This is a genomic window from Streptomyces sp. NPDC005774, from assembly GCF_042871645.1.
GTDB classification, from domain to species: Bacteria; Actinomycetota; Actinomycetes; order Streptomycetales; family Streptomycetaceae; genus Streptomyces; species Streptomyces pratens.
The window spans coordinates 21,877-42,871 of record NZ_JBIAIV010000024.1; the positions used below are offsets into that span (position 1 = coordinate 21,877).

At 68.6% G+C, this 20,995-nt stretch carries 22 protein-coding genes and 1 pseudogene; 5 read left to right on the forward strand and 18 right to left on the reverse strand.

Features of this window, described 5'->3' with window-relative positions; genetic code table 11:
* Positions 1–34 precede the first annotated feature (34 nt).
* Complete coding sequence (locus tag ACFYQA_RS21685; protein ID WP_388920141.1) at positions 35–328, reverse strand: hypothetical protein; 294 nt, start codon at positions 326–328, stop codon at positions 35–37.
* A gap of 98 nt (positions 329–426) precedes the next feature.
* Entirely contained in the window at positions 427–942 is a 516-nt protein-coding gene (locus ACFYQA_RS21690; protein WP_388920144.1) for an ATP-binding protein, read from the reverse strand.
* A gap of 293 nt (positions 943–1,235) precedes the next feature.
* Between ACFYQA_RS21690 and ACFYQA_RS21695 the strand changes: the two genes are divergently transcribed.
* Together ACFYQA_RS21695 and ACFYQA_RS21700 are read left to right on the forward strand one after the other, a co-directional pair.
* Positions 1,236–2,087, forward strand: coding sequence for a helix-turn-helix domain-containing protein (locus tag ACFYQA_RS21695; RefSeq protein WP_388920146.1), 852 nt, complete (start codon positions 1,236–1,238; stop codon positions 2,085–2,087).
* Positions 2,088–2,097: 10 nt separating this feature from the next.
* Positions 2,098–2,289: a hypothetical protein gene (locus ACFYQA_RS21700; RefSeq protein WP_388920149.1), complete on the forward strand. Its 192-nt coding sequence runs from the start codon at positions 2,098–2,100 to the stop codon at positions 2,287–2,289.
* Between the two features lie 361 nt (positions 2,290–2,650).
* On the opposite strand, the gene ACFYQA_RS21705 is transcribed toward ACFYQA_RS21700, so the two are convergent.
* Positions 2,651–3,307, reverse strand: a complete 657-nt coding sequence (locus ACFYQA_RS21705) for a response regulator (protein ID WP_388920152.1) — start codon at positions 3,305–3,307, stop codon at positions 2,651–2,653.
* The gene (locus ACFYQA_RS21710) at positions 3,304–4,476 is read right to left on the reverse strand and encodes a sensor histidine kinase (protein ID WP_388920155.1); all 1,173 of its coding nucleotides are present in this window, start codon (positions 4,474–4,476) and stop codon (positions 3,304–3,306) included. The genes ACFYQA_RS21705 and ACFYQA_RS21710 overlap by 4 nt, the downstream gene beginning before the upstream one ends.
* A gap of 133 nt (positions 4,477–4,609) precedes the next feature.
* Here ACFYQA_RS21710 and ACFYQA_RS21715 point away from each other — a divergent pair, with 133 nt between their 5' ends.
* Both ACFYQA_RS21715 and ACFYQA_RS21720 read left to right on the forward strand, forming a co-directional pair.
* On the forward strand, positions 4,610–5,530 hold the full coding sequence (locus ACFYQA_RS21715; RefSeq protein WP_388920157.1) for an ABC transporter ATP-binding protein: 921 nt from the start codon (positions 4,610–4,612) through the stop codon (positions 5,528–5,530).
* On the forward strand, positions 5,527–6,387 hold the full coding sequence (locus ACFYQA_RS21720) for an ABC transporter permease (RefSeq protein ID WP_388920160.1): 861 nt from the start codon (positions 5,527–5,529) through the stop codon (positions 6,385–6,387). Before ACFYQA_RS21715 ends, ACFYQA_RS21720 begins: the two co-directional genes overlap by 4 nt.
* A gap of 137 nt (positions 6,388–6,524) precedes the next feature.
* Here the strand turns inward: ACFYQA_RS21720 and ACFYQA_RS21725 are convergent, their stop codons facing one another.
* Positions 6,525–8,099 (reverse strand): hypothetical protein, encoded by a 1,575-nt coding sequence (locus ACFYQA_RS21725; protein WP_388920163.1) that lies wholly within the window; start codon positions 8,097–8,099, stop codon positions 6,525–6,527.
* A gap of 648 nt (positions 8,100–8,747) precedes the next feature.
* Between ACFYQA_RS21725 and ACFYQA_RS21730 the strand changes: the two genes are divergently transcribed.
* The gene (locus tag ACFYQA_RS21730; protein WP_388920166.1) at positions 8,748–10,280 is read left to right on the forward strand and encodes a S1 RNA-binding domain-containing protein; all 1,533 of its coding nucleotides are present in this window, start codon (positions 8,748–8,750) and stop codon (positions 10,278–10,280) included.
* 255 nt (positions 10,281–10,535) lie between these two features.
* Here the strand turns inward: ACFYQA_RS21730 and ACFYQA_RS21735 are convergent, their stop codons facing one another.
* The 13 genes and pseudogenes from ACFYQA_RS21735 to ACFYQA_RS21795 all read right to left on the reverse strand — a co-directional run bounded on the left by ACFYQA_RS21735 (position 10,536) and on the right by ACFYQA_RS21795 (position 20,940).
* Positions 10,536–11,249, reverse strand: coding sequence for a hypothetical protein (locus ACFYQA_RS21735; RefSeq protein WP_388920169.1), 714 nt, complete (start codon positions 11,247–11,249; stop codon positions 10,536–10,538).
* 389 nt (positions 11,250–11,638) lie between these two features.
* Positions 11,639–11,773, reverse strand: a pseudogene (locus tag ACFYQA_RS21740) (transposase); the annotation flags it as partial.
* Between the two features lie 94 nt (positions 11,774–11,867).
* A complete protein-coding gene (locus tag ACFYQA_RS21745) occupies positions 11,868–12,515 on the reverse strand; it encodes an OmpA family protein (RefSeq protein ID WP_388920172.1) in 648 nt (215 codons plus the stop codon).
* An 8-nt stretch (positions 12,516–12,523) separates the two neighbouring features.
* Positions 12,524–13,105: a hypothetical protein gene (locus ACFYQA_RS21750; protein ID WP_388920175.1), complete on the reverse strand. Its 582-nt coding sequence runs from the start codon at positions 13,103–13,105 to the stop codon at positions 12,524–12,526.
* A gap of 34 nt (positions 13,106–13,139) precedes the next feature.
* Entirely contained in the window at positions 13,140–13,739 is a 600-nt protein-coding gene (locus ACFYQA_RS21755) for a pilus assembly protein TadG-related protein (protein ID WP_388920178.1), read from the reverse strand.
* The gene (locus ACFYQA_RS21760; protein WP_388920181.1) at positions 13,739–13,936 is read right to left on the reverse strand and encodes a Flp family type IVb pilin; all 198 of its coding nucleotides are present in this window, start codon (positions 13,934–13,936) and stop codon (positions 13,739–13,741) included. Before ACFYQA_RS21760 ends, ACFYQA_RS21755 begins: the two co-directional genes overlap by 1 nt.
* Positions 13,937–14,096: 160 nt before the next feature.
* A complete protein-coding gene (locus ACFYQA_RS21765; protein ID WP_388920184.1) occupies positions 14,097–15,008 on the reverse strand; it encodes a response regulator in 912 nt (303 codons plus the stop codon).
* 47 nt (positions 15,009–15,055) lie between these two features.
* Positions 15,056–16,762, reverse strand: coding sequence for a sensor histidine kinase (locus tag ACFYQA_RS21770; protein ID WP_388920187.1), 1,707 nt, complete (start codon positions 16,760–16,762; stop codon positions 15,056–15,058).
* A gap of 23 nt (positions 16,763–16,785) precedes the next feature.
* On the reverse strand, positions 16,786–17,673 hold the full coding sequence (locus tag ACFYQA_RS21775) for a DUF5936 domain-containing protein (protein WP_388920190.1): 888 nt from the start codon (positions 17,671–17,673) through the stop codon (positions 16,786–16,788).
* A gap of 58 nt (positions 17,674–17,731) precedes the next feature.
* Complete coding sequence (locus ACFYQA_RS21780) at positions 17,732–18,676, reverse strand: type II secretion system F family protein (protein WP_388920193.1); 945 nt, start codon at positions 18,674–18,676, stop codon at positions 17,732–17,734.
* 10 nt (positions 18,677–18,686) lie between these two features.
* Positions 18,687–20,024: a CpaF family protein gene (locus ACFYQA_RS21785; RefSeq protein ID WP_388920196.1), complete on the reverse strand. Its 1,338-nt coding sequence runs from the start codon at positions 20,022–20,024 to the stop codon at positions 18,687–18,689.
* Positions 20,025–20,123: 99 nt separating this feature from the next.
* Positions 20,124–20,606: a TadE/TadG family type IV pilus assembly protein gene (locus tag ACFYQA_RS21790; protein ID WP_388920199.1), complete on the reverse strand. Its 483-nt coding sequence runs from the start codon at positions 20,604–20,606 to the stop codon at positions 20,124–20,126.
* A gap of 1 nt (position 20,607) precedes the next feature.
* Positions 20,608–20,940 (reverse strand): pilus assembly protein, encoded by a 333-nt coding sequence (locus ACFYQA_RS21795; protein WP_332432980.1) that lies wholly within the window; start codon positions 20,938–20,940, stop codon positions 20,608–20,610.
* Positions 20,941–20,995 lie beyond the last annotated feature (55 nt).

Genomic DNA, 20,995 nt, shown 5'->3' on the forward strand with positions numbered 1-20,995 from the left:
GGCTATGGCTCCGGGGCTGAGCAGTCCTGCAGCCTCAGTCCCCGAGGAACCACAGGTACAGGCCCTGCCCGTCGAGAACTACTTGACCCAGTTCGATCAACTCGCGCACGAACTCATCGGTCAGCACGCCTGCAGGCAGCCGCGGGACCTCCTCCAACAGGGTGGACACCTGCCGGTGGTTGAAAACGGTGTCCGCGTACGGCAACAGGTGTCCCAGCATTGGAAATGCTGACTGATCAAGACCAGCCAGCTCAGGACCCCAGACCACACCGTGCTTCGCGCGGGCCTCGATCGTGCCGTTCTCGCCTCGGACCTGGAGGTTAATCACGGTCAGACCCTATGGCCTCATGATCCCCGGACACGGCCTAGGGTTTTCCGCTTGAATCGGGCCTGATCAGGCCCTGGTCGCGGCAGCCGCCCGGCACTTCACGAGCGGGAGCCCCGAGGACCGCCCGCCGCGTACGCGCGTGCACCGCTCCTGGGGAGAACCGCCCACATCCGGGTCCCGCCACCCGGCTCCCGCGCGTCCCCGAAGCCCCACTCCCCCGCACAGGCCTTGACCACACAGGCCAGCACACGGAGTGCCGCCCGGCGGCGGGCGTCGCAGGCCGCGAGCAGCCGGGGGTGCGTGTGGCGGGGGTGGGCGTCGTAGAGAACCACGCGGAGGGCGTCGTCCCGGTACCGCAGGGAGACGTACACCTCGGCGGAGGGCGCCAACCGGCATGAGCACGCGACCAGTTCACCCACCACCTGTACCGCCGCGTCCATCACGTCGTCCAGGCCGTGGGCCCGCAGGATCGTCCTCGTCGCCGAGCGGGCGATCGCGGGGCTTCGCGGGGCGGCGGGGAGCGTGAAGCTGTAGGCGAGGGTGTCGGGGGTAGGCGGGGCGGGCGGCCGGTCGACGTGCGCGGCGATCGGACAGAGGGACGAGGGTTCAGGCATGGCAACTCCCGAGGACTGACGACTGATTGCTGATTTCTGCTTACTGGTCTGTGACGCGGTCCGGCCGGTGGCCTGTCTCCCTGACGCGGGCACACCCCTCCCAGGGCAGGAGGGTGCGGGTGGGCTCGCGTGATGCGCTTCCAAGCGTCACGGATCGCGACTGCTGCATCGCCAACAGTAGGCGGCGATGGTGGCAAATTGCCACCCATCAGCTGAATTTGCCACTCATCTGGGTGGACCTACCGGACCGACAAGGGGCAGACTGACGCTGCGACCATTGGAGGAAGTGACAGATGCCGCCGAGGGCAACGCCCACTCAACGACAGCGACGACTGGGCGCGGAACTACGGAAGATGCGTCTCGCAGCAGAGGTGTCGACGGAGTACGCCGCCGGGCTGCTCGGCCTCGATCGGGCGAAGATCTCCAATATCGAGGCAGGGGTCCGGACCATCACTCCCGAACGTCTGCGGACCCTCGCGTGCAACTACGACTGCCGCGACGAGGAATACGTCGAGGCCCTCGCGGACATGGCCGGCGACCGGGCCCGGGGCTGGTGGGAGTCGTATCGCGGTCAACTCCCCGCAGCACTGCTGGACATCGCCGAGATGGAGTGGCGAGCCAGACGAGTCCGGGGCGGACTGGCCCTGCATGTGCCGGGCCTGTTGCAGACCGACGCCTATGCACGCAGGCTGTTCGCCGCCGCCCTGCCACCGTTGTCACCGGCCGAGATCGAACTGCGAGTGGCGCATCGCATGCAGCGTCAACAGGTCCTGCACCGGGAAGCACCGATCACGTACGTCGGCTACGTGCACGAGGCCGCACTGCGCGTCGAGTTCGGCGGCACGAAGACCATGCGCGCGCAGCTCGACCACCTCTGCGACCTCTCAGAACTCGCGAACATCGACGTGCGGGTGATCCGCTTCAAGGCCGGAGCCTTCCCCGGAGCCGGCCAGGGTCTCACCTATGCGGAGGCGGCAGTACCCCAACTCGACACGGCGGAACTGGACTCGGCTCACGGACCAGAGTTCCTTCACGGTCAGACCCAACTGGCCAAGTACCGTGCTCACCTGGATTGGATGGAAGAGGCGTCGCTCTCGTCGGCCGATTCACGCGATTTCATCCACAACATCGCCAGCGACCTCTGAGGAGCACCACATGGCAGACATCACCTGGGAAGAACCCTTCTGCGCCGAGGGCGCCAACTGCTTTCGCATAGGCACCGACACCGACGGCAACGCCTACATCGCCGTCGCCGGTCAGGAGGACACCCCCCTCACCGACACCCGAGAAGCCCTCCGCGACCTCATCCTCGAGATCAAGGCAGGCAAGGCCGACCACCTTCTGTAGGCCGCTCGGACGGTGGGGCCGGCGGACCGATCGGCCTCCTCCTCAATCGGCTTCGTAGTGCGCCAGGAAGTCGGCGACCCCATCGAGCCTGTTCTCCCGAAGCTGCTGCAAACGGACAATGGTGTTCCGGCGGGGGGTGCAGAGGGCCGACGCCTACTTTGCACCGTGGGGTGCCGTTGACGAGCGGCGAACCAGAGGGGGTCGCTCTCATTTTTGAGTGAGAACGGGTTCCGAGAACTCATTCAAGATCATCAAGGGTTCGGCGCCCCGTCCTTGATCTTGCTCGGACGAAGGACCGTTCATGAGAGTTCGGGCCTCGTCGCTTCGGCCGGCGAGCTTCGGCGACTGAGGTGCTTGATGTTCACCGAGATGGGGTTACCAGGCCTGTCTCGTAGGCGGTGATGACAAGTTGAACCCGGTCGCGGGCTTCGAGTTTGGTGAGTAGCCGCGCTATGTGTGCCTTTGCCGTGGCCACGCTGATGTAGAGGTGGGCGGCGATCTCGCTGTTGGACATGCCGCGTCCGACGAGGGTCAGTACCTCGCGTTCCCGCTCGGTGATGTTCCCGACCGGTCGTGGATGCGGGGCGGGTTCGGGGCGGGCGGCGAACTCTGCGATCAGGCGGCGCGTGACGCTCGGGGCGATCAGGGCGTCTCCGGCGGCGACCACGCGGATAGCCGCGAGGATGTCGTCCAGTGCCATGTCCTTGACGAGGAACCCGCTCGCACCCGCTCGGAGCGCGCCATAGATGTACTCGTCGTCGTCGAACGTGGTGAGGATAAGGACGCGCGTCGCCCCAGCGGCTGCCGTGATCAGCGCGGTGGCCTCGATGCCGTCCATGCCCGGCATGCGGATGTCCATCACTGCCACGTCGGGCTCGGTGTCCTGGACCAGCTGGACCGCTTCGGCGCCGGTTCCGGCCTCTCCCACGACGTCGATGTCGGGGGCGTCGGCCATCAGGACGCGCAGACCGTTGCGGACCAGTGGCTGGTCGTCGGCGAGCACGACGCGGACCGTCATGAAATGTGCACTCCTTCGGAGAGGGGGAGCCGGGCCATCACGCGAAAGCCGCCTTCGGGTCGCGGCCCGGCGGTAAACTGGCCGCGTAGCAGGGTGACGCGTTCCCGCATTCCGGTGATGCCGTATCCGGTGCCGGAGGTGAGGCCGCCGCGGCCGTCGTCGGCGACCTCGATGACCAGTTCGCCGTCTTGATAGCCGATGGTGACGCGGCAGGCGGGGGTGTCCGCGTGGCGTACGACGTTGGTGAGGGCCTCCTGGACGATCCGGAAGGCGGCCAGGTCGATATCGGGGGGCAGGGGCCGTCGTTGTCCGAGCCGTCGCACGTCGGCATGGACGCCCGCGTCCCTCGTCGACGCGGTCAGCCGGTCGAGATCGGCCAGCCCCGGGGCAGGCTCGCGCGGCGCGGCCTCCGCCCCGGGGCCCGGTTCGGCGCGGCGCAGTGCGCCCAGGGTACGTCGCAGCCCGGCGAGGGTTTCCCTGCTGGTGTCTTCGATGGTGGCCAGCGCGTTGCGGGCTTCGTCCGGCTGTGTGTCGATGACCCGGCGGCCCATGCCTGCCTGGATGGCGATGACGCCGATGCTGTGCGCGATCATGTCGTGCAGTTCACGGGCGATCCGGAGCCGTTCGGCGGCGACGGCCTGGGCGGCGGTCTGTGAGCGCAGTGCCGCGGCGTGCTCTCGGCGTTCGCGAATCGAATGGCCGGTCATCCAGGCGGCGGCGAGCGCGAGGACGAGGACCACGACCGTGCGGGCGAAGCCGTCCGTCCCGGTCCCGAGGCGTGCCGCGAAGGCGACCTGTACGCCGAGCGTCATGACGGCAGCGGTGACCGCGATGCGACGCTGCCGGGTGGCCACGATGTATCCGACGGCGAGATCGTTCGCCAGAACCAGCAGATACACGACCTGCCAGAACGGGGTTGTCGTCGCCGTGACGTACGTACCCAGGAGCATCAGCGCAAGGGCCGGCAGTGGGCGGCGGCGCAGCAGTCCGAGAGGCAGGACCGTGACCGCGGCCGCCGAGACGGAGGGCAAGCCGGGTGAGTCGAAGGGTGTGCCGCGTGCCGCGAAGAACAGTGCGAAGGGGTAGGCGATCGCCCCGCACCAGGCCAGTGCCGCCCGCGCGGCCGGCCGCAGGTGCCAGGACAGCAGGGGACGCGGCTTGGCGGACATGGGGCGATCGTAATCGCCTGACCAGTGGCGGAACATTGACCCGTGGGCGTACGCCCACGGGATACAAGCCCTCCCGCGAGTGCAGCCGACGGGCCGATGCCGGACGGACGTTCCCCCCGGCACCGTTGGCCGGGTGATCGAAGTCAACGAACTGACCAAGCGATACGGCAAGACCACTGCCGTCAACGGACTGACCTTCACCGTGCGCCCCGGGCACGTCACCGGATTCCTCGGTCCCAACGGTGCCGGCAAGAGCACCACGCTGCGGATGCTCCTCGGCCTGACCGAACCCACCAGCGGCACCGCCACCATCGACGGTCACCTGTTCCGGGACCACCCGCGCGGCCTGCGTCATGCCGGTGCCCTGCTCGACGCCCATGACGTGCATGGCGGTCGCAGCGCAGTGGCCTATCTGTCCGCCCTGGCCCGCAGCAACGGCATCCCTCGGCGCCGGGTGGACGAGGTCATTGAGGAAGTGGGGCTGACTCCTGCGGCCCGGCGCCGCATCGGCGGGTTCTCCCTGGGTATGAGGCAGCGGCTCGGCATTGCCACGGCGCTGCTCGGCGACCCTCCGGTGCTGTTGTTCGACGAGCCGGTCAACGGCCTGGACCCGGAGGGCGTGCGATGGGTACGCGGCCTGTTCAGGCGACTGGCCGCCGAGGGGCGCACCGTGTTCGTCTCCAGCCACCTGATGAGCGAGATGCAGAACACCGCCGAGCACCTGATCGTCATCGGCCGGGGCGAGCTGATCGCCGACGAGAGCGTGACGGAGTTCGCGGCCCGCGGCACCCGTCAGAGCGTGACCGTGCGGACGCCCGACCCCATCGCGCTGGCAGCTGTGCTCGAAGCCGAGGGCGCTTCGGTACAGCCGGACGGCTCGGGCGCACAGGGGTTGCTCACCGTGACCGGCCTGAGCGCGGCCCGCATCGGGGAACTCGCCTCCCACCACCGCATCGTGCTCCTTGAGCTGGCCCCCCGCACCTCCTCACTGGAGGAGGCGTTCATGGAACTCACCGCCGACAGCGTCGAATACCTCGCAGGAGAATCCCGATGACCTCGACCACCACACAGCAGACGTCCGTCTCGACCGCCGTGCGCGCCGCCGAGCCCGACGCCCGCTTCCGGGACCTCCTCGCCGCCGAGTGGATCAAGCTCTGGTCGCTGCGGTCCATTTCCTGGGCGTTCGGGGCCAGCGCGCTGATCATCATCGCCATCAACATCAGCGCGGCCGTCGCGGACTACAACAACTGGCCGACCTACAACGAAGGGATCCGGGCCCTCTTCGTTCCGATCTGGGCCATGCGGGACGCCTTCACCATCGGCGCCTGCATGGTCCTGATACTCGCCACCGGCAGCATCGGCGCCCTCACGATCGTCGGCGAGTACAGCAGCGGACAGATCCGCACGATTTTCGCGGCGGTACCGGCCCGCCGATCGGTCGTAGCGGCCAAGATGGCCGTCGTGACGGCAGTCATGCTCGTCTACGGCACGGTCGTCGCGGCAACCTCGTTCGGCGTGACACAGGCCATTCTGTCCGGTCGGGGTATCGGCCTGTCCCTCGGCTACCCCGGCGCGCTCCGCGCCGTCGCGGCGTCCGCCCTGCTCGCTCCGGTGTGCGCGCTCGTCGGCATGGGCCTCGGCGCCCTCATCCGGCACACGGCAGCCACCCTCGTGACGTTCACCGGCATTCTGCTGCTGCTGCCGTTCCTCCTCAGCGACCGCTACCGCTGGTCGTCCGGAATCCTTCACGCGCTGCCCCGCAGTGCGTGGGAACGACTGGTGCAGATGGGCGACCCCTTCGGATCGGCCCCCTACCCGGCGACCATCAGCGGGTCGTGGATCGTGTACGCGGCCTGGCCCCTCACCGCAGCAGTCGTCGCTGTGGTCGCCGTCCGCCGGCACGACCTGTGAGCCCGCAGAGCCTGACTGCCAAAGATGTACACCGGGTCGTTGCGGCAGGCTCTTGGCCCGTACTCGCACGTGGCCCACCGGCAGCCTTCGCCGCCGCGTTCCGATCTCGCGCTGCCGGGCGCGGTAGTGCGTCCCGGTCACGCCGAGGACAGCTGTTCTGCTATCTCCTTGACCCAAGCGGCGGTCTTCGCAGGGTCGTTGAGAGATTCTGCCCACTCGTCGGGGGTCAGCCGGTGGTGGGTGGGGCCTGCTTTGAGAGCGATGAGGAGGGCTCTGGCCGAGCCCCGCATTTCGGCCGTCGTGTCGCCACTCCCCTGGATGTCAGCACCCGCCGCCAGTCCGTAGATTTTACGCGCCATGGCCTGGCGTTCACCGTTCTCCACCTTCTTCCAGAACTTCAGGCCCTCCTTCAGCGCATCCTCGCGGGAGGCGGGCTCCGCCGAGGTCTCTCCCTCCGCCGCCCAGCGTTCAGGGTGGCGGGCCCCGTCGTAGCGCTTCTTGCCCGCGCGGCCCGCCCTGTAGGCGGTGACGCCGAAGATGAGGCCGGCCGCACCCGCGGCGAGGCCCCAGCCGACCGGGTTGCTCGCCAGCCCGGCTCCTCCCGCTGTGGCGGCGACCGCCGTCACGATGCCGCCCGCGGCTTTGGTGGTCTCGCCCACGGCGGTGAACGCCTGCTTGCCCATCTTGTTGCGCTGCTTGCCGAGCGCGTACGTGTGCACCGTGTTCATCGTGTTCACGTCTTCGGCACGCCGGACGTCCCTGGCGGCGTCACGGGCCTCACCCATCGCCGCCCAGGCCACATCGATGGCCTCGGAAACGCGCTCCAGCCGGCCCTCGTCCTCGTGGTCCCAGTGGGCATCCAGCGCGACGTATGCCTCGGCCGCGGCCCATTCGGCGTCATTCCGCGCCTGGTTCAGCCGGACCAGTGCCTCCTCGGCGATGTGGTCGGACTTTCCGAGCCCTTTCAGGGCATGGTATTTGCGGGCCGTCAGCCCGAAGCGGCTCGCGGCACGGCCGCCCTTCACCGCGCCGACGACACCGGATCCGATACCGCTCGCCTCGGCCGCTGTCATGGCGTGTGCCGCCTTCTGGACCTTGGTCAGCTCCTTGGCGATACCGAGGACGTAGCTTCCCGCGCCGGCGGCACCGACGACCGCGTCAGCCCCTTTTGAGCCGGCCTTCTTGCCCGCGGTGTGGAAGGCGGCCCCTTTCTTGTGCTTCTTGGCGTCCTTCCTGGCTTTGGCCGCCTCCATGCCACTGAGCACGGCGCCGGCGGTCTCCGTGACGAGGTTCTCCGACGCGGCGGCGGTCCCCGAGGAGCCGGCGGAATGTTTGAGGCCGTCGTTGACTGTGGCGGAGGCCTGCTGGGAGAAGCCCGCGTTGGCGGGGACGTGGGCGCCCTTGACGAAGGTGTCGATCAATTCGAGATTCTTCTTGAGCCTGTCGAGGATCGCGGCGATCCGGTCGCGATAACTCTTCGATCCGGCGGCCGCGTTGCCGTTCTCCGGTGCCTTCCCTTTCGCCGCGCCCCTGGCGCGCTGCACCGCCGCGGTCGCGGCTCGGTTACCGGCGCTGGACTGGATCTCCAAGAGGGCTCGCTCCGCCGGGTTTCCGGACGGACTCCCTGCCCGGCTCCGGTCCCGGCGCTGCCGGGTCGACGCCAGGGCAGCCACGGACTGCCGAGGTGAGGTGCGGTGGACCGGGGTGCTCATGGACGTACCTCTCCTGTACCGGACCGGGCGAGGGGAGAGTAGCCAGGCATGGCCAACAGAGGGGGAGCGGCGGGGAAACGACGCACGGACGGCGTGGAACGCGTTGTGGTGGATTCAATCGGTCGCCGCAACACCTGATCGTGGATTCCTGCTGACACGTCGGGTGTGCGCCGACCGCACGGTCCCTCTGGCCTGTCTGGGGCACTGGGGCACTGGGGCACCTGAGAAACCCCGATCCCTGGCTTGAGATCGGGGCCGAGATGTAGGGTCTCGCGGCACACGTCATAGGACGTCGCGCTGACCAGCTGTTTCTCAGGTTGTCTCACGCAGTGGCCGGGGCTCTTGTCTCAGGACAAGTGGCATTTCCTCACGACCGCTTTGGCGCTCATGGCGGACGGGCGGCGATGTGCTGACGGGCGGCCTTCCAGACCCACGTACCAACTCGAGTTCCGGGACGGCGTAGAAGCCGAGCACTATCAGACACGGACCATCTCCCAGGAGAAGGTCCTGACCGCCTTGCTCGGCTGGGCTGCCGGCAGGACGGACTGGAGGAGCGACTTCATGTGGAACAACATCGGCTCGGAATTCGCGGCCTGAGTGCTTGGCCCCTCCGTGCGTAATGGCATTGCGCAGGGCCGCGTCCGAACCATGCTGGAAGATGGGGGCGTGCTGCCCTACGTCTATCGCGTTACCAAGTACGACCCCGCCGACCGTGATGAACACGGCCACTACACCGGTGCCGAGGACACGGTCAGCGACCACGGCCAGGTCGAGGGTGCCTACCTTCAAGCGATCGAGGCGTTCGCCTCAGACACCGGCATCGAGCACCTGGCCGTGCGCGAGCCGCACCTCCCGGTGCCATTCGTGAGCTTCGGGCTGGAGCCGCCGATGGACGGCTTCGGGCTGGACGGTCTCTTCCCGACTGGGCCGGATGGTTTCCACGACGGTGCGGAGGTGTCGGTCGGTACCGCGATGGATCTTGTACGGGTCATGCTGCGCGACGGTGGCGCCTGGTGTCGGCTGGAGGTGGAGGACACCTTCGCCGTGCACGTGGGCTGGGACCAGTACATGTACATCGGCAGCAGCCGGCCCTGCGAAACCGCGGTGGCCCGGACCCGCGCGCTCGGGTTGTTCCCGGAACGGACCGACGCCTCTCCGTACGCCTTCGAAGCCGAGGACGAAGGCCCCCAGCGGCCGGCCGACGACGAATTCTGGGCCCATCTGCGCTGGTCGATGCATGGGAGCAACGCCAGAGTCCTGGAAGAGCAGTACGCCTACAACTCCGAGCGATGGCACCGCCTCACCCCCGACAACATCGACACGGTCCGCGCCGGGCTCGCTCCCCGAGCCCGGATGGCCATATGGCCGGACCTGTCCTCCGACATCGACGCGGTCCTCGCCACGCTCCCCGCCGAGGGCCACGTCGAGTGTGTCTGGCAGGACAGGGATGGGCGGATGCACAGCGCCAGCGCCGACGAGGACGAGTTCCCGGAGCTGACCGCCCGTCTCTCCGGCGCTTCCGCCGCAATGATCCTGTCCATGTACGCCGAAGAACGCGTCCCACTGCTCGCCGCCGTCCTGCCCGACAGTAACGGAGTGGTACGGGCTCGCTGGGAGATCGACCCCACCCCGAGCACCCGGAAATGGGCCTTCCTCAAGACTCTTCACCGAGGTGAGATCGTCACCGGCCGGGTGACCCGGATCGCCGATTTCCGGGTCACTTTTGTGGACATCGGCGGCTTCGAGGCGATGATCAATATCCCCGAGCTGTCATGGCGTCCCTTCAGCCACCCCTCCGACGTCGTTGCCGTCGGTCAGGAGATCAGCGCCGAAATTCTCGACGTCGATCCCATCCGCGAACGCGTCTCACTGTCACTCAAGGCCCTGACCGAAGATCCGATGCCACTGCTGGCCGGGCGGATCGGCCAGACCATCGTCGGCCGCGTCACCAAGCTCGTGCCGTTCGGCGCGTTCGTACGCATTGAAGAGGTGGAGAACGGTTTCGAGGGGTTGGTCCACACCTCCGAACTGGCGGACGGGCCCTCGGACAGTTCGCATCCCGCCCTCCACGTCGGCGACGCTCTACTGGTCAAGATCTTGGACATCGACCCGGTCCGGCGCCGCATCACGCTCTCACACCGGCAAGCGATCTCCGCCGACCAGGACAAACCCGACGTATGACAGACAGAAGTGGGATTTCTGCCGTGCTTGTCGGGATGCTTCAGAGGACGTGGTGACGATGTCCGGCACGTGCCTCGTCGATCATGACGACGCTGATGCGTTCTGAGCTGGGTTGTGCCAGGGACGGCGAGATGTCTCCACCCGGAGTTCTCGCCGAAAGCGGCGTTTTCCGGGTCGGTGAAGCCGTGTCGACGGTCACGCCTTTTCATGGGGATGATGGTCGCGATGGCGGCGTGCGGCCCTGGAGCGGTCGGGTTACTGGCCGTGCAGCCAGATCCGCAGCGGACCTACCGGCTCGAAGCCATGGCGGACGGCTGCCGCCAGGTCGTCGCCCTGTTCGTAGCCGACCACCGGCAGGGTGGGGAACAGCCAGTTCACTGCGTCCAGCACGACCGGCCAGGCCGCGTCAGGACCGCCGTCCAGTGCGAAGACATTGGAGATTCCGACCATGTGGTCGCTGAGGCTGGCCACCGCGCCGGCGATCACCCGGCCGTCGGCTGACCGTCCGGCGAGCACCCAGGTGGCGGGGTCGTCGAGCAGTTCGGGCCGGAAGAGGTCCGCGTTGCCGTTCCCGTCGTCCCAGGCCAGCGCCCAGGCCCGCAGCGTGTCCGGGTCGCCCGCCACATCCCAGCCGAGGTCCGACGCGGGGGCGGGTCTACTCGCCGGGCGGTGGATCCACTGCGCTTCGAACAGCATCTGGAAGCCCACCTCCGTCAGGTCGAGGTCGGCGAAGCTGTCCTTGATGGAGGCGCCGGGTGCGGTGGTGTCGATCCGGGCTGCCAGCGCGGTCCGGTCGGCGCCCGGCACCAGCGTCACCGCGTCGGGGTAGTAGAGCGGCGTGCGAGACGGAGCGGTCCACGCCTGCGCCCCGAACTCGCCTGCCAAGCCGTGTGATCGGCTCATCGCTGCGCACCACTCGGCGTTGTTGTGGGCAGCGGCCCGGACCAGGAGTTGCTTCGGAGTCGTCACGAGTGCGGATCATGACGACTCCGGCCCGGCCCGTCGAACGGTTTTCCGCTCGCGGCCAGAGGGAAGCTCCGCCCGAAAGCCCATCAGCCGGCCCTCGGGGGCACTACGTGATCGTCAACAAGGGCAGGTGATCGGGAGTGATGGCGAGACGCCGCGCTGCTTCGGCGGGCGGTTGGGGGTGGTTTCGCCAGCGTGGTGAGGCGAACAAGCCGGTGGGAACGACAGCTTCGGGAGAGGCGACCAGTTCGATCCTGGCTTCGGAGGGACGGTGGGGATCACCGAACGGGTCCTCGCTCAGAACATCGAGTCGACGGTCCCCTCCGCTGCCCGCGCGAAGAAGTCCGACACGTGCGACCGCCCCGGCCCGACGCCTCATCACGTCAGAACAGCCAGAACAGCCAGAACGGCTGCGAGGCGAACCCCACGACCTGCGGATCGAAATCCATCAAGATCGCGCAATCACGCTCCAGCCACGACTCGAACCCGACATGCCGCCTGGTCGTCGCCGACCAGTACAGACCCGGGGCGACACAAGTGCCGCCTTCGTGCAGTTCTCGCTGAGATTATGCAGCGAGTTTTGAGACCCTACAGTGCGGGCGATGGCCGGGGCCCAGGCCGTCAGCTCGCTGTGCGGGGGAACGAGATCTCGACCCTGCGGTTCTTCTTGCGGCCGGCCTCCGTGGAGTTGTCGGCGATCGGGTACTGCTCGCCGTATCCACGTACTTCGTAGGTGACGTTGGGGTCGTTGAGCTCCTGGCCCAGGATGGTGTGCACGGCGTTCGCGCGCTTGCGGGACAGGGCGTCGCCGTGGGCCGAGGAGCCCAGGTTGTCCGTGAAGCCGAAGACGCGGATCCTCGTCGCGTTCTGCTTCTTGATCTCCTCGGCGATCGCGCCGATACGGACCTTCGCCTGGGCGCCGAGCTTCGCGCTGTCCTTGCCGAACAGCACCTCGGCCTGCAGCGCGAACGTCACCTCCGCATTGGTGTCCTCGCGGCGCTCGTCACCGCTCTGCTCCTCGACGACCTGCTTGATGTCCAGGACCTTCGGTTCGGCGAGGGTGGCGCCGTCCGGGAGCTTCAGGTCCGGGTCGTTGGGGTCGAGTTCGACGGGTGCGGAGGCGGTGGCTTCGGTGCCCGGGGGGACGCTGGGATCGTCGGCGGCGGTAGCACTGGTGGCGCCGTAGAGGCTGGTGGCCAGCAGGACGGTGGTAGTAGCGACGACCAAGGAGAACCTTGGCTGTACCGGACTCAGGTGGGTACGTGTCATGGTCTGCCTCACCCAGAGATCTGGATGGTGCCGCTGGCGAACGTCGGCAGTTGGAAGGTGACTTCGGATGCATCTGCGGGCGGCGCGGGGAACTGCATAAAAACGGAGAGGCTCTCACCGGCCTTGATTGCCGAGAAGCCTGTCGTCGTCAGTGGGCGACCTTCAGTGTCGCGCAGTACGTAGAAACGCTTCTTGCTTTTCGAGTCGACCAAAGTGGCGCCACCGAGCGACCGGCCGTTTCGCACAATCTCGGTTTCGTTGCCACTCAGTGCAGCGGGAACCGTAACGCTTTTGGCACCGTCGTTCTTCAAAAACGCGTTCACAGTGACGAAGCCTCCAGCATCACGTTCTGCAGAAGTGACCTGCAGAATCAGCCCGTCCGACCCCCTTAGTTCGGCGATGGGATCGTCCGCCTGTTCCTCCTGGGCACTTGGAGCAGAACCGTTGCCCTTGGAAGCGGAAGCCGTGGCCGCCGCCCCCTTGTCGTCGTCCTCACCCCCTCCGCAGCCGACCACACCGAGGGACAGTCCGGCCGCAACGGTGAGCGCGACCATCCCCCTCCGGGCCTTCGTTGCGAACCGAATACTCATCCCACTGCTTCCTTAGTCACTCGTCGTTCGTTGGTCAGTCGGCCAGGTGGACATCGAAAAGGTCCTCGGGCTGGGGAAGGAGTTCCACTGGACCCTTCGGATCCAGTTCCCACTCTTCGCCCTTGCAGGTGAGCAGCGGCAGTGTGTCCTCGGGAGCATCCTCTGCCAGGGCATCGAAGGCGCAACGAGGATCGATCACCGCAGTGGCCGTTTCCTTCGACTTCATGCTCTCGGTGCCGGGCACAATGGAGTCCCCCACGGTGTCGGTCGTCTCGACCTCGACCGTGTAGCCCAGTAGACCGTCCAGTTCACACCCCTGGACAGCCGCGTCATTCTGCGCCGCGAGTTGCTGTGCGCGCCAGCACGAATCGTCGAGCCCTTCGGCACTGCCGTGGAAGATCGCCTGCCACTCGGTCGGATCGAGAAGGTCCTCGACCCAGGCGCCCGTTAGTTGGTCACGCCTGTCCTGAGCCGCAGCAAGTGCGGCCGCGTCCGCGGCCGTCTGAGCACCGTTTCTGTTGGCCGCTGCCTGCCCGACCGCCAAGTACGCGAACGCGAGAAAGAGCAGGCCCCCCACCACCGTGATGTAAATAGGGAAAGCCTGCCCTGCATCGCCGTGCTTGCGGGACCGCATCAGCCTCCGGTGACCTCGCCGATTTTGGTTGTGATCGCGTCGAAAATCGTCTGACCGATGCTCGTCCCCGTGATCGCCAGCACGATCGCTACCACCACCGCGATGATGCCCAGGTACTCCACCGCCGTCTGGCCCCTGTCGTTGCGGGCGGTGCGGGATTGGAGGTAGGTGACCGTGGTGTTGATCCAGTTGCTCATGGTGTTCCCCTCCGGCTGACGCGGTTGCGGCTTCCTTCAGGGTGCCGCATTCGATATCAGCAACGTACGGCGATTTTCCTGTTGCACCAGAGGGCCCCTGGGCCCAATCCCGGGCCCAGTTGCCGGTCCGCCACCTCACGTCCCTTGACGTCACCGCAGGTCACCCCAGTTCTCGTGTGGAGTCCGGGGCCGTGCCGAGCCACTTCGCGGCGGCTTCGGAACGGCTGGTGCTGTGGAGCTTGGCGAAGATGCGGTTGATGTGGTTCTTGACCGTCTTCTCGCTGATGAAACAAGTGGCGGCGATCTGCTGGTTGTTCATGCCGGATGCGATGTGGTTCATGATCTCCGCCTCCCTGCTGCTCAGCTGGAACCTCGACCTGTCGAAAGCGGCAGCCGGACGACCACTTGTCCACCCTGACGACGACTGTCCCACATTCGGTTGCAGTTGCGAAAGGTTTTGTGAAGAAATAGGTGGGGGTGCGAGCCGTGGTGCGCCGAATCTGCCTGGTGGTGCTGCTTGTTGGAGGTTCATATGCGGCAGCTTCGTCGCGGAAAGTCCGTATGCAGTCGCATCCGTGCGGCCTCCCAGGCCTTCCGGCAGGGGCGGGCCCGAGGGTGTCTTGCGGAGCTGGGCCAGCAGCGCTTCCGCCGCCGTGGGGGTGAAGTGGGGGCGGCCGCGGCTGATGTCCCTCACCGCCGAGACCAGTTGGTCCGCCGTGAACTCGCCGTGGACCAGGTACCCGCCCGCTCCCCTGCGCAGTGCCTCCTCGACGATCTCCGACTCCCCGCTGTACGTCAGCATCACCACCGGGGCGATCCGCACCAGGTACGGGAGCGCTGTGATGCCGTCCATGCCCGGCATCCGGACGTCGAGGAGGATGACGTCCGGGTGGTGGTCGCGGGCCGCCTCACAGGCCTCCCTGCCGTCCGCCGCCTCCGCCACGACCCTTATCCCCCCTCGGCCGGAGAGCAGGGCCGTCAGGCCCGCGCGGACCACCGGGTTGTCGTCGGCGACGAGGACCCGCAGGGTCGTGGTGGCCGGGGGCGCCTGGTTCGGCATCGTCCGTGTCATCGGGGGTGCCTCCTCTCGGGGGTGTACGGGGGGGTGGGTGTACGGGGTCATCGGGCCGCCTTCGCCGGCATGAACGTGCCTGTGCGTGGCCCGGCGGGCGCCAAGGGGAGTTCCAGGCGGACCTCGGTGCCACGCGGCTGGGTGCCTCGGCCGACGCGGATGCGGGCGCCGATCGCCGCCGCGCGCTCGACCATGCCGACCAGGCCGAAGTGGCCGTCCTTGCGGAGTTGTTCGAGGTTCGTGCCGGGCGGGAGGCCGCGGCCGTCGTCGTGGACGATGACGCGGAGCAGGCCGCCGTGGACGCCCGCGCCGACGGCGACCCGGGTCGGGCAGGCGTGGCGATGGGCGTTCTCCATGGCCTCTCCGACAATGGTGAGGACGTGGCGGGCCACCGGGAGGGGGACCATGGCGGGACGGTGCAACGGGGCCGTGTTGTCGCCGGTCCGGCCGAATGCCGCCGGGAGGCCGGTACGGGCACTGAAGTCGCTTGTGCAGCGTGCCAGTTCGGCCAACAGGTCCACACTCTGCCCCGTGTCCGTTCCCGTGTCCGTTCCCGTGTCCGTTCCCGTGTTCGTTCCCGTGTTCGTTCCCGGATCCGTCTTCTCTCTCGTTCCCGCACCCGTGCTCTCACCCACTCCCGTGCCCGTACCCCCCGTCGCGCCCCGGGGCGGTTCGCCGCGCAGGTCCGCCAGGAGTTCGCGGGACTCGGCGGCGGCTCTGCGGGCCGAGCGTGCGACCAGTTCCGCCTGTTGCCGTACCAGCGGGACGTTCACGTGGCCGGCGTTCGCCGAACCGGCGAGGCCGTCGGCGGCCAGGGCGACGCCGTACAGGGTCTTCGCCACCGAGTCGTGCATCTCGCGGGCCAGGCGGGCGCGTTCCTCGCTGACCGCCTCCGTGGCGGCCAGGCGGGCCTGGACCGTGGTCAGGGCCCGGGTGGCCGTGCCGAAGCGGAGCATGAGGTTGCGGAGGCTGGAGCCGACCGCGCCCGTGATGACGCAGAGGCCCGGCAGGAACAGTGTCTCCGTGAGCTGCGTGTGCGGGTCCGCCAGGGTCGCGTGGGCCAGGAGCAGGATCAGGCCCTGGAGGGAGGCGAACACCGCCGCTCCCCGCCAGCCGTAGACCAGACCCGCGAGGAGCGGGGTGCAGACGCCGGCGTAGGCGAGGAGGCTGTCGGGGCCGGCGGAGACGAGGAGGAGGGAGCCGAAGAGGGTGTCCACGGCGAGCAGGCTGGGGTGGCGCAGGAGGAGGGGGCCGAAGCGTTCCCAGTCCCGTACGAGGACGTAGGACGCCATGAAGGTGACCACGACCGCGATGCCGACCAGGCGCACTCCCCAGCCCGGCCCCGCGTTGAGGAGGGCGGCGGGGGCGGCGAGCGCGATCATCGCCAGCCGGAAGCCGAACACCTGCCGGCACAGGGCCTGGAGGGCGTTGATCTGGAGGTCGACATCCGGTGCGGGTGGGTGGAGGGCTCCTCGGTGCCTTGCAGGGCGGCTGCCGTTCACCGGCCGCACCGGCGACCCCAGTGGCACCGGTGGCACCGGCGCCCCTGGTGGCACCGGGGTGTCCGGCATGCCCCTGACGCCGTACTCCGGGAGGGCCGAATACTCCGGGAGGGCCGGGACGCCCGCCGAGGGCCTGGCCGTCCGGGGCGGCCGGGCGCGGCGCCACAGCCCTCTTCGGCCCCTCTGCCGGTCCTTGCGCTCCAGCCGGCCCCTACGTCCTAAGTGCCGCCCGTGCTCCCCGGTCGTCGTCATCCCACCGTCCACCGTCCCTGCCCCTACTCACCCGTGATCGAGCCGAAGTCGGTGCCGGAGCCGAGGATCAGGCCCGCGCCGAGGAGGATCATCGTGGCCGGGACCATGAACGTGGTGATCATCATGGTGGCCTTGGGGACCGCGCGGGCCGCCTTGCGGCGGGCGTTCTGCGCGTCCGTGCGGCGCATGTCCTTCGCGAGGGCGACCAGTGTCTCCACGATGGGGGCGCCGAGTTCCTCGCCCTGCTGCAACGCGGTGACGAACATGGCGACCTGTTCGGAGTCGTTGCGGCGGCGCAGTTCCGTGAAGGCCTGGCGGCGGCTCATACCGAGGTCCATCTGGCGGAGTGTGATGCGCAGTTCGTCCGCCCACGGGCCCTCGTACTTGGTGGCGACCCGGTCCAGGGCCTGCCGGAAGCCGAGGCCCGCGCTGACGACGACGGCGAGGACGTCCAGGAAGTCGGGGAGCGTACGTTCGATCACGTCCCGGCGGATGCGGATCGCCGACCAGATGCCGACCTCCGTCCAGAACGCGCCGAAGGCGAGCAGCAGCAGGGCGACGAAGAACTGCCCGCGCATGAGGAAGACCAGGAAGCCGAGGCCGCCGAGGAAGCCGTAGACCGCGCGGCGGGCGGCGTAGCGGTCGATGGTGAGGCCGCCGGGGTTGCCCGCGAGGTCGATCCTGCGGCGGTACTTGGCGACCCGCTGGGGGCCCATGACGCGCAGGACGGCCGGGGCGTAGCGCATGCCCATGCGGTCGACGAGCGAGTCCACCGCGCCGGTGCGGGTGCCGCCGACCTCCAGGGCGAGGACCAGGTCGGCGGGGAGTTTCGCATCGGCGCGGTACATGCGCACGCCGGCGAAGACGCCCCATACGGCGACGGCCATGACCAGCGCCAGCAGAAGTCCCATGTCAGTCACTCCCTCCTCTGCCTTCCACGTTTCTCTCCGCCTTCCACGGTCAGGCTGCTCAGACGTCGATGCGGGACAGGCGGCGGATCAGGACGAAGCCGATCGCGTACAGGCCGAAGGCGACGATGACGGCGCCCTGTCCGACCGGGGAGTCGGTCATGCGTTCCAGGGCGCCGTCCTTCACCCCGTTCATCAGGAACAACGAGCCGACCCCCAGGACGGGGACGGCGTACGACGTCATGCTCACCTGCGAGAGCTGGGTACGGACCTCGCGCCGGGTCTCCTTGCGTTCCTCCAGGGTCTCGGTGAGGTTCCGCAGGGCGCTGACCACCTGGCCGCCGGCCCGGTTGGACAGCACCAGGGTGGTGACGAGGACGACGAGTTCGCGAGAGGGGAGCCGCTCCGCGAGTTCCCCCAGGGCGTCGTCCATCGAGGCGCCGAGGGCCAGCTGGTTGTCCACCTTGGCCAGTTCCTCTCCGGCCGGGGCCTCCATCTCCTCCGCCGCCATGCCGATCGCCGTCCGCAGGGCGAGGCCGGCCTGGGTGGCGTTGGCCAGGATGCGGGCGAGTTCGGGGAGTTGGTTGATGAACTTCTCGATGCGTTTCTGGCGCTGCCAGTCGAGGAACTGGAACGCCGCCCAGATGCCGAGCAGTCCGGCCAGCGGGCCGAAGAACGGGGCCAGGACGGCCTGGCCGGTGAGGAGGAGGCCCAGACCCAGGGCGATCATGCCGGCGAAGAACTCGCCAGGGGTGATGTCGAGGCCGGTCGCCGTCAGACGCAGTTCCAGTTTCCTGCCGAACCTCGTACGGCGCAGCCTGCGGTCCAGGGTGGGGAAGTGGCGCCGGCGCCCGTTGACCGTGACCCGGCCGGTGTGCGCCAACCGGTCCACCAGCGCCTGCCGCTGAGCCCTGCCCGCGGCGTACAGGTGCACGCCGGCCACCGCGAGGACGCAGGTCAGCAGTGCGATGCCGGTGGTCAGCATGATCAGGTTCTGCAGATCCATGGCGGCGGTCCTACCTGGCTTCCCGGGTCGTGAGCTGGTCGAGGGAGCGGGCGATGCCGAAGGCCTGCGGGACGGGCTGACTCGCCATGTAGAGGCGCTCGGCGGCCCGGCGCGGGAGCGGGTGGTGCTCGTACACGCCGTAGATACGGCCGTCGGAGGCCATCGGCTGCGCGTTGAACCGGGAGACCGTGGCCAGCCGGTACGGCTCGCCCCCGTGGCTCTCCAGCAGGGCGATCTCGGTGATGCGGCGGGCGCCGTCGGCGAAGCGGGTGAGCTGGACGAGGACGTCGACGGCGCTGTTGATCTGGTCGTGCAGCGCGACGAAGGGGATCTCCACCTCCGACATGGAGGCGAGGGTCTGGAGCCGCATCAACGCGTCCTCCGCGCTGTTGGCGTGGACGGTGGCGAGCGAGCCGTCGTGGCCCGTGGACATCGCCTGGAGCATGTCCAGGGACTCACCGCCGCGGACCTCACCGACGACGATCCGGTCGGGGCGCATGCGCAGCGAGTTGCGCACCAGGTCGCGGATGGTGATGCGGCCCTTGCCCTCGACGTTCGGCGGGCGTGCCTCCAGGCGGATCACGTGCGGCTGCTGGAGCTGGAGTTCGGCGGAGTCCTCGATGGTGATGATGCGCTCGCCCTCGGGGATCAGGCCGGAGAGGGAGTTGAGGAGGGTCGTCTTCCCGGTGCCGGTCGCACCCGACACGATCACGTTGAAGCGGGCCTGCACCAGGCCCGCCAGCAGGTACAGCATGTGCTCGTCGAGCGAGCCGAGACCGATCAGCTCGTGGAGGGTGAAGGAGCGCGGGAAGCGGCGGATGGTGAGGGTGGCGCCGGTCAGGGACAGCGGCGGGATGATGACGTTGACACGCTCGCCGGACGGCAGGCGCGCGTCGACCATCGGATTCGACTCGTCCACGCGGCGGTTGACCGTCGAGACGATGCGCTCGATGGTCTGCATCAGCTGGTCGTGGGAGGCGAAGCGCATCGGCAGCTGCTCGACCCGTCCGCCGCGCTCCACGAAGATCGCGTCGGGGCCGTTGACCATGATCTCCGTGATGGAGGGGTCCTCCAGGAGCGGTTCCAGGATGCCGAGGCCGAGTGCCTCGTCGACGACCCTGCGGATCAGCTGTGAGCGCTCCACGGTCGACAGGACCGGGCCCTCGCGACTGATGATGTGCCCGAGCACCCGCTCCAGTCTCGCCCGGCGCTCGGCGGCGGCCAGCGAACTCATCTCCGCGAGGTCGATCTCCTCGAGGAGCTTGGCGCGGTAGGAGGCGACCAGATGGCCGTCCTCGCCCCGGTTGCCCTTCTCCTCGGGGGAGTTGATACGTGCCCGCAGACTCATGAGTCCGGCGCTCCTCGTTCCTGGCTCGTGGTTCGTGGTTCGTGGTTCCTACTGCTGTGGTCGGTTTCCGGCGGGTGGCGGGTGGTCAGTGGTCAGTGGTCAGTGGTCGACGGGCATGGTGGCGGTCTTCCGGGCCGGGCCGAAGTCCCAGCCCGGCACGATCGAGGGGATGTCGATCGTGGCCGTGACGGTGACCTCGTCGCCGCCCCCGGACTCCCCGCATTCGGTGCGGCCGGCCAGCCAGCTGCTGACCGCGACGGTGCAGGCCGGCCCCGCCGCCTTGTCGAGCGAGGCACTGCGGGCCCCCGCACGGGCCGCGGTGCCGGCCTGCTGGGCGGTGTACGCGATCAGGCCCAGCTGTACGGCGGCCATGGCGACGATGATCAGGACCGGCAGGAAGCCCAGGTACTCGATCGCCACCTGCCCGCGGTCCCGGTGTCGTGTGCGCTCGTCCCGCGAGCGACCACCGGTGCGCGTCGGCTCGCCCCGCCTGCGGTCGGACCGCGTTGGCTCGCCCCGCCCGCGGTTGCCCCGCCCGCGCTCGCCTCGCCCGCGGTCGCCCCGCCTCTCGTCGTACGCCATGTCAGTCCCCCACCTCCTCCTCCACCGCGCCCGCGTGACCCTTCACCTCGAAGGGGAAGTCGACGGTGCCGGGGAAGAGGACGGGGACGCGCAGTGTCACGTCGGCGGTGACATAGCCGCCCCCGGTCCCGCAGGTCACCGTCGCCGCTCCCTCCCAGGCACCGGGCAGCTTGTCCAGCCCCGCCGCCCGGCAGGCGCCGTCGCGCGCACCCGGGTCCGCGGCGGTGGCCGCCCGTACCGCCTCGTCCGCAGCATTCCCCGCGAGGGTGAACGTGTATCCCAGCAGCACGAGTTGCCACAGGACCACGAGCGTCACGAGGATCGTCGGGATCATGCCGAGGAACTCGATGGTGACCTGACCCCGGTCCCGGTCACGGTCCCGGTCACGG

What these genes read in the sequence shown, in the direction of transcription:
- ACFYQA_RS21745 (WP_388920172.1), bottom strand. Translation starts at nt 12,515, where the DNA reads ATGACACGTACCCACCTGAGTCCGGTACAGCCAAGGTTCTCCTTGGTC.
- ACFYQA_RS21760 (WP_388920181.1), bottom strand. Translation starts at nt 13,936, where the DNA reads ATGAGCAACTGGATCAACACCACGGTCACCTACCTCCAATCCCGCACC.
- ACFYQA_RS21725 (WP_388920163.1), bottom strand. Translation starts at nt 8,099, where the DNA reads ATGAGCACCCCGGTCCACCGCACCTCACCTCGGCAGTCCGTGGCTGCC.
- ACFYQA_RS21765 (WP_388920184.1), bottom strand. Translation starts at nt 15,008, where the DNA reads ATGACACGGACGATGCCGAACCAGGCGCCCCCGGCCACCACGACCCTG.
- ACFYQA_RS21730 (WP_388920166.1), top strand. Translation starts at nt 8,748, where the DNA reads ATGCTGGAAGATGGGGGCGTGCTGCCCTACGTCTATCGCGTTACCAAG.
- ACFYQA_RS21690 (WP_388920144.1), bottom strand. Translation starts at nt 942, where the DNA reads ATGCCTGAACCCTCGTCCCTCTGTCCGATCGCCGCGCACGTCGACCGG.
- ACFYQA_RS21705 (WP_388920152.1), bottom strand. Translation starts at nt 3,307, where the DNA reads ATGACGGTCCGCGTCGTGCTCGCCGACGACCAGCCACTGGTCCGCAAC.
- ACFYQA_RS21755 (WP_388920178.1), bottom strand. Translation starts at nt 13,739, where the DNA reads ATGCGGTCCCGCAAGCACGGCGATGCAGGGCAGGCTTTCCCTATTTAC.
- ACFYQA_RS21775 (WP_388920190.1), bottom strand. Translation starts at nt 17,673, where the DNA reads ATGGGACTTCTGCTGGCGCTGGTCATGGCCGTCGCCGTATGGGGCGTC.
- ACFYQA_RS21750 (WP_388920175.1), bottom strand. Translation starts at nt 13,105, where the DNA reads ATGAGTATTCGGTTCGCAACGAAGGCCCGGAGGGGGATGGTCGCGCTC.
- ACFYQA_RS21795 (WP_332432980.1), bottom strand. Translation starts at nt 20,940, where the DNA reads ATGATCCCGACGATCCTCGTGACGCTCGTGGTCCTGTGGCAACTCGTG.
- ACFYQA_RS21770 (WP_388920187.1), bottom strand. Translation starts at nt 16,762, where the DNA reads ATGACGACGACCGGGGAGCACGGGCGGCACTTAGGACGTAGGGGCCGG.
- ACFYQA_RS21700 (WP_388920149.1), top strand. Translation starts at nt 2,098, where the DNA reads ATGGCAGACATCACCTGGGAAGAACCCTTCTGCGCCGAGGGCGCCAAC.
- ACFYQA_RS21710 (WP_388920155.1), bottom strand. Translation starts at nt 4,476, where the DNA reads ATGTCCGCCAAGCCGCGTCCCCTGCTGTCCTGGCACCTGCGGCCGGCC.
- ACFYQA_RS21780 (WP_388920193.1), bottom strand. Translation starts at nt 18,676, where the DNA reads ATGGATCTGCAGAACCTGATCATGCTGACCACCGGCATCGCACTGCTG.
- ACFYQA_RS21785 (WP_388920196.1), bottom strand. Translation starts at nt 20,024, where the DNA reads ATGAGTCTGCGGGCACGTATCAACTCCCCCGAGGAGAAGGGCAACCGG.
- ACFYQA_RS21790 (WP_388920199.1), bottom strand. Translation starts at nt 20,606, where the DNA reads ATGGCGTACGACGAGAGGCGGGGCGACCGCGGGCGAGGCGAGCGCGGG.
- ACFYQA_RS21720 (WP_388920160.1), top strand. Translation starts at nt 5,527, where the DNA reads ATGACCTCGACCACCACACAGCAGACGTCCGTCTCGACCGCCGTGCGC.
- ACFYQA_RS21695 (WP_388920146.1), top strand. Translation starts at nt 1,236, where the DNA reads ATGCCGCCGAGGGCAACGCCCACTCAACGACAGCGACGACTGGGCGCG.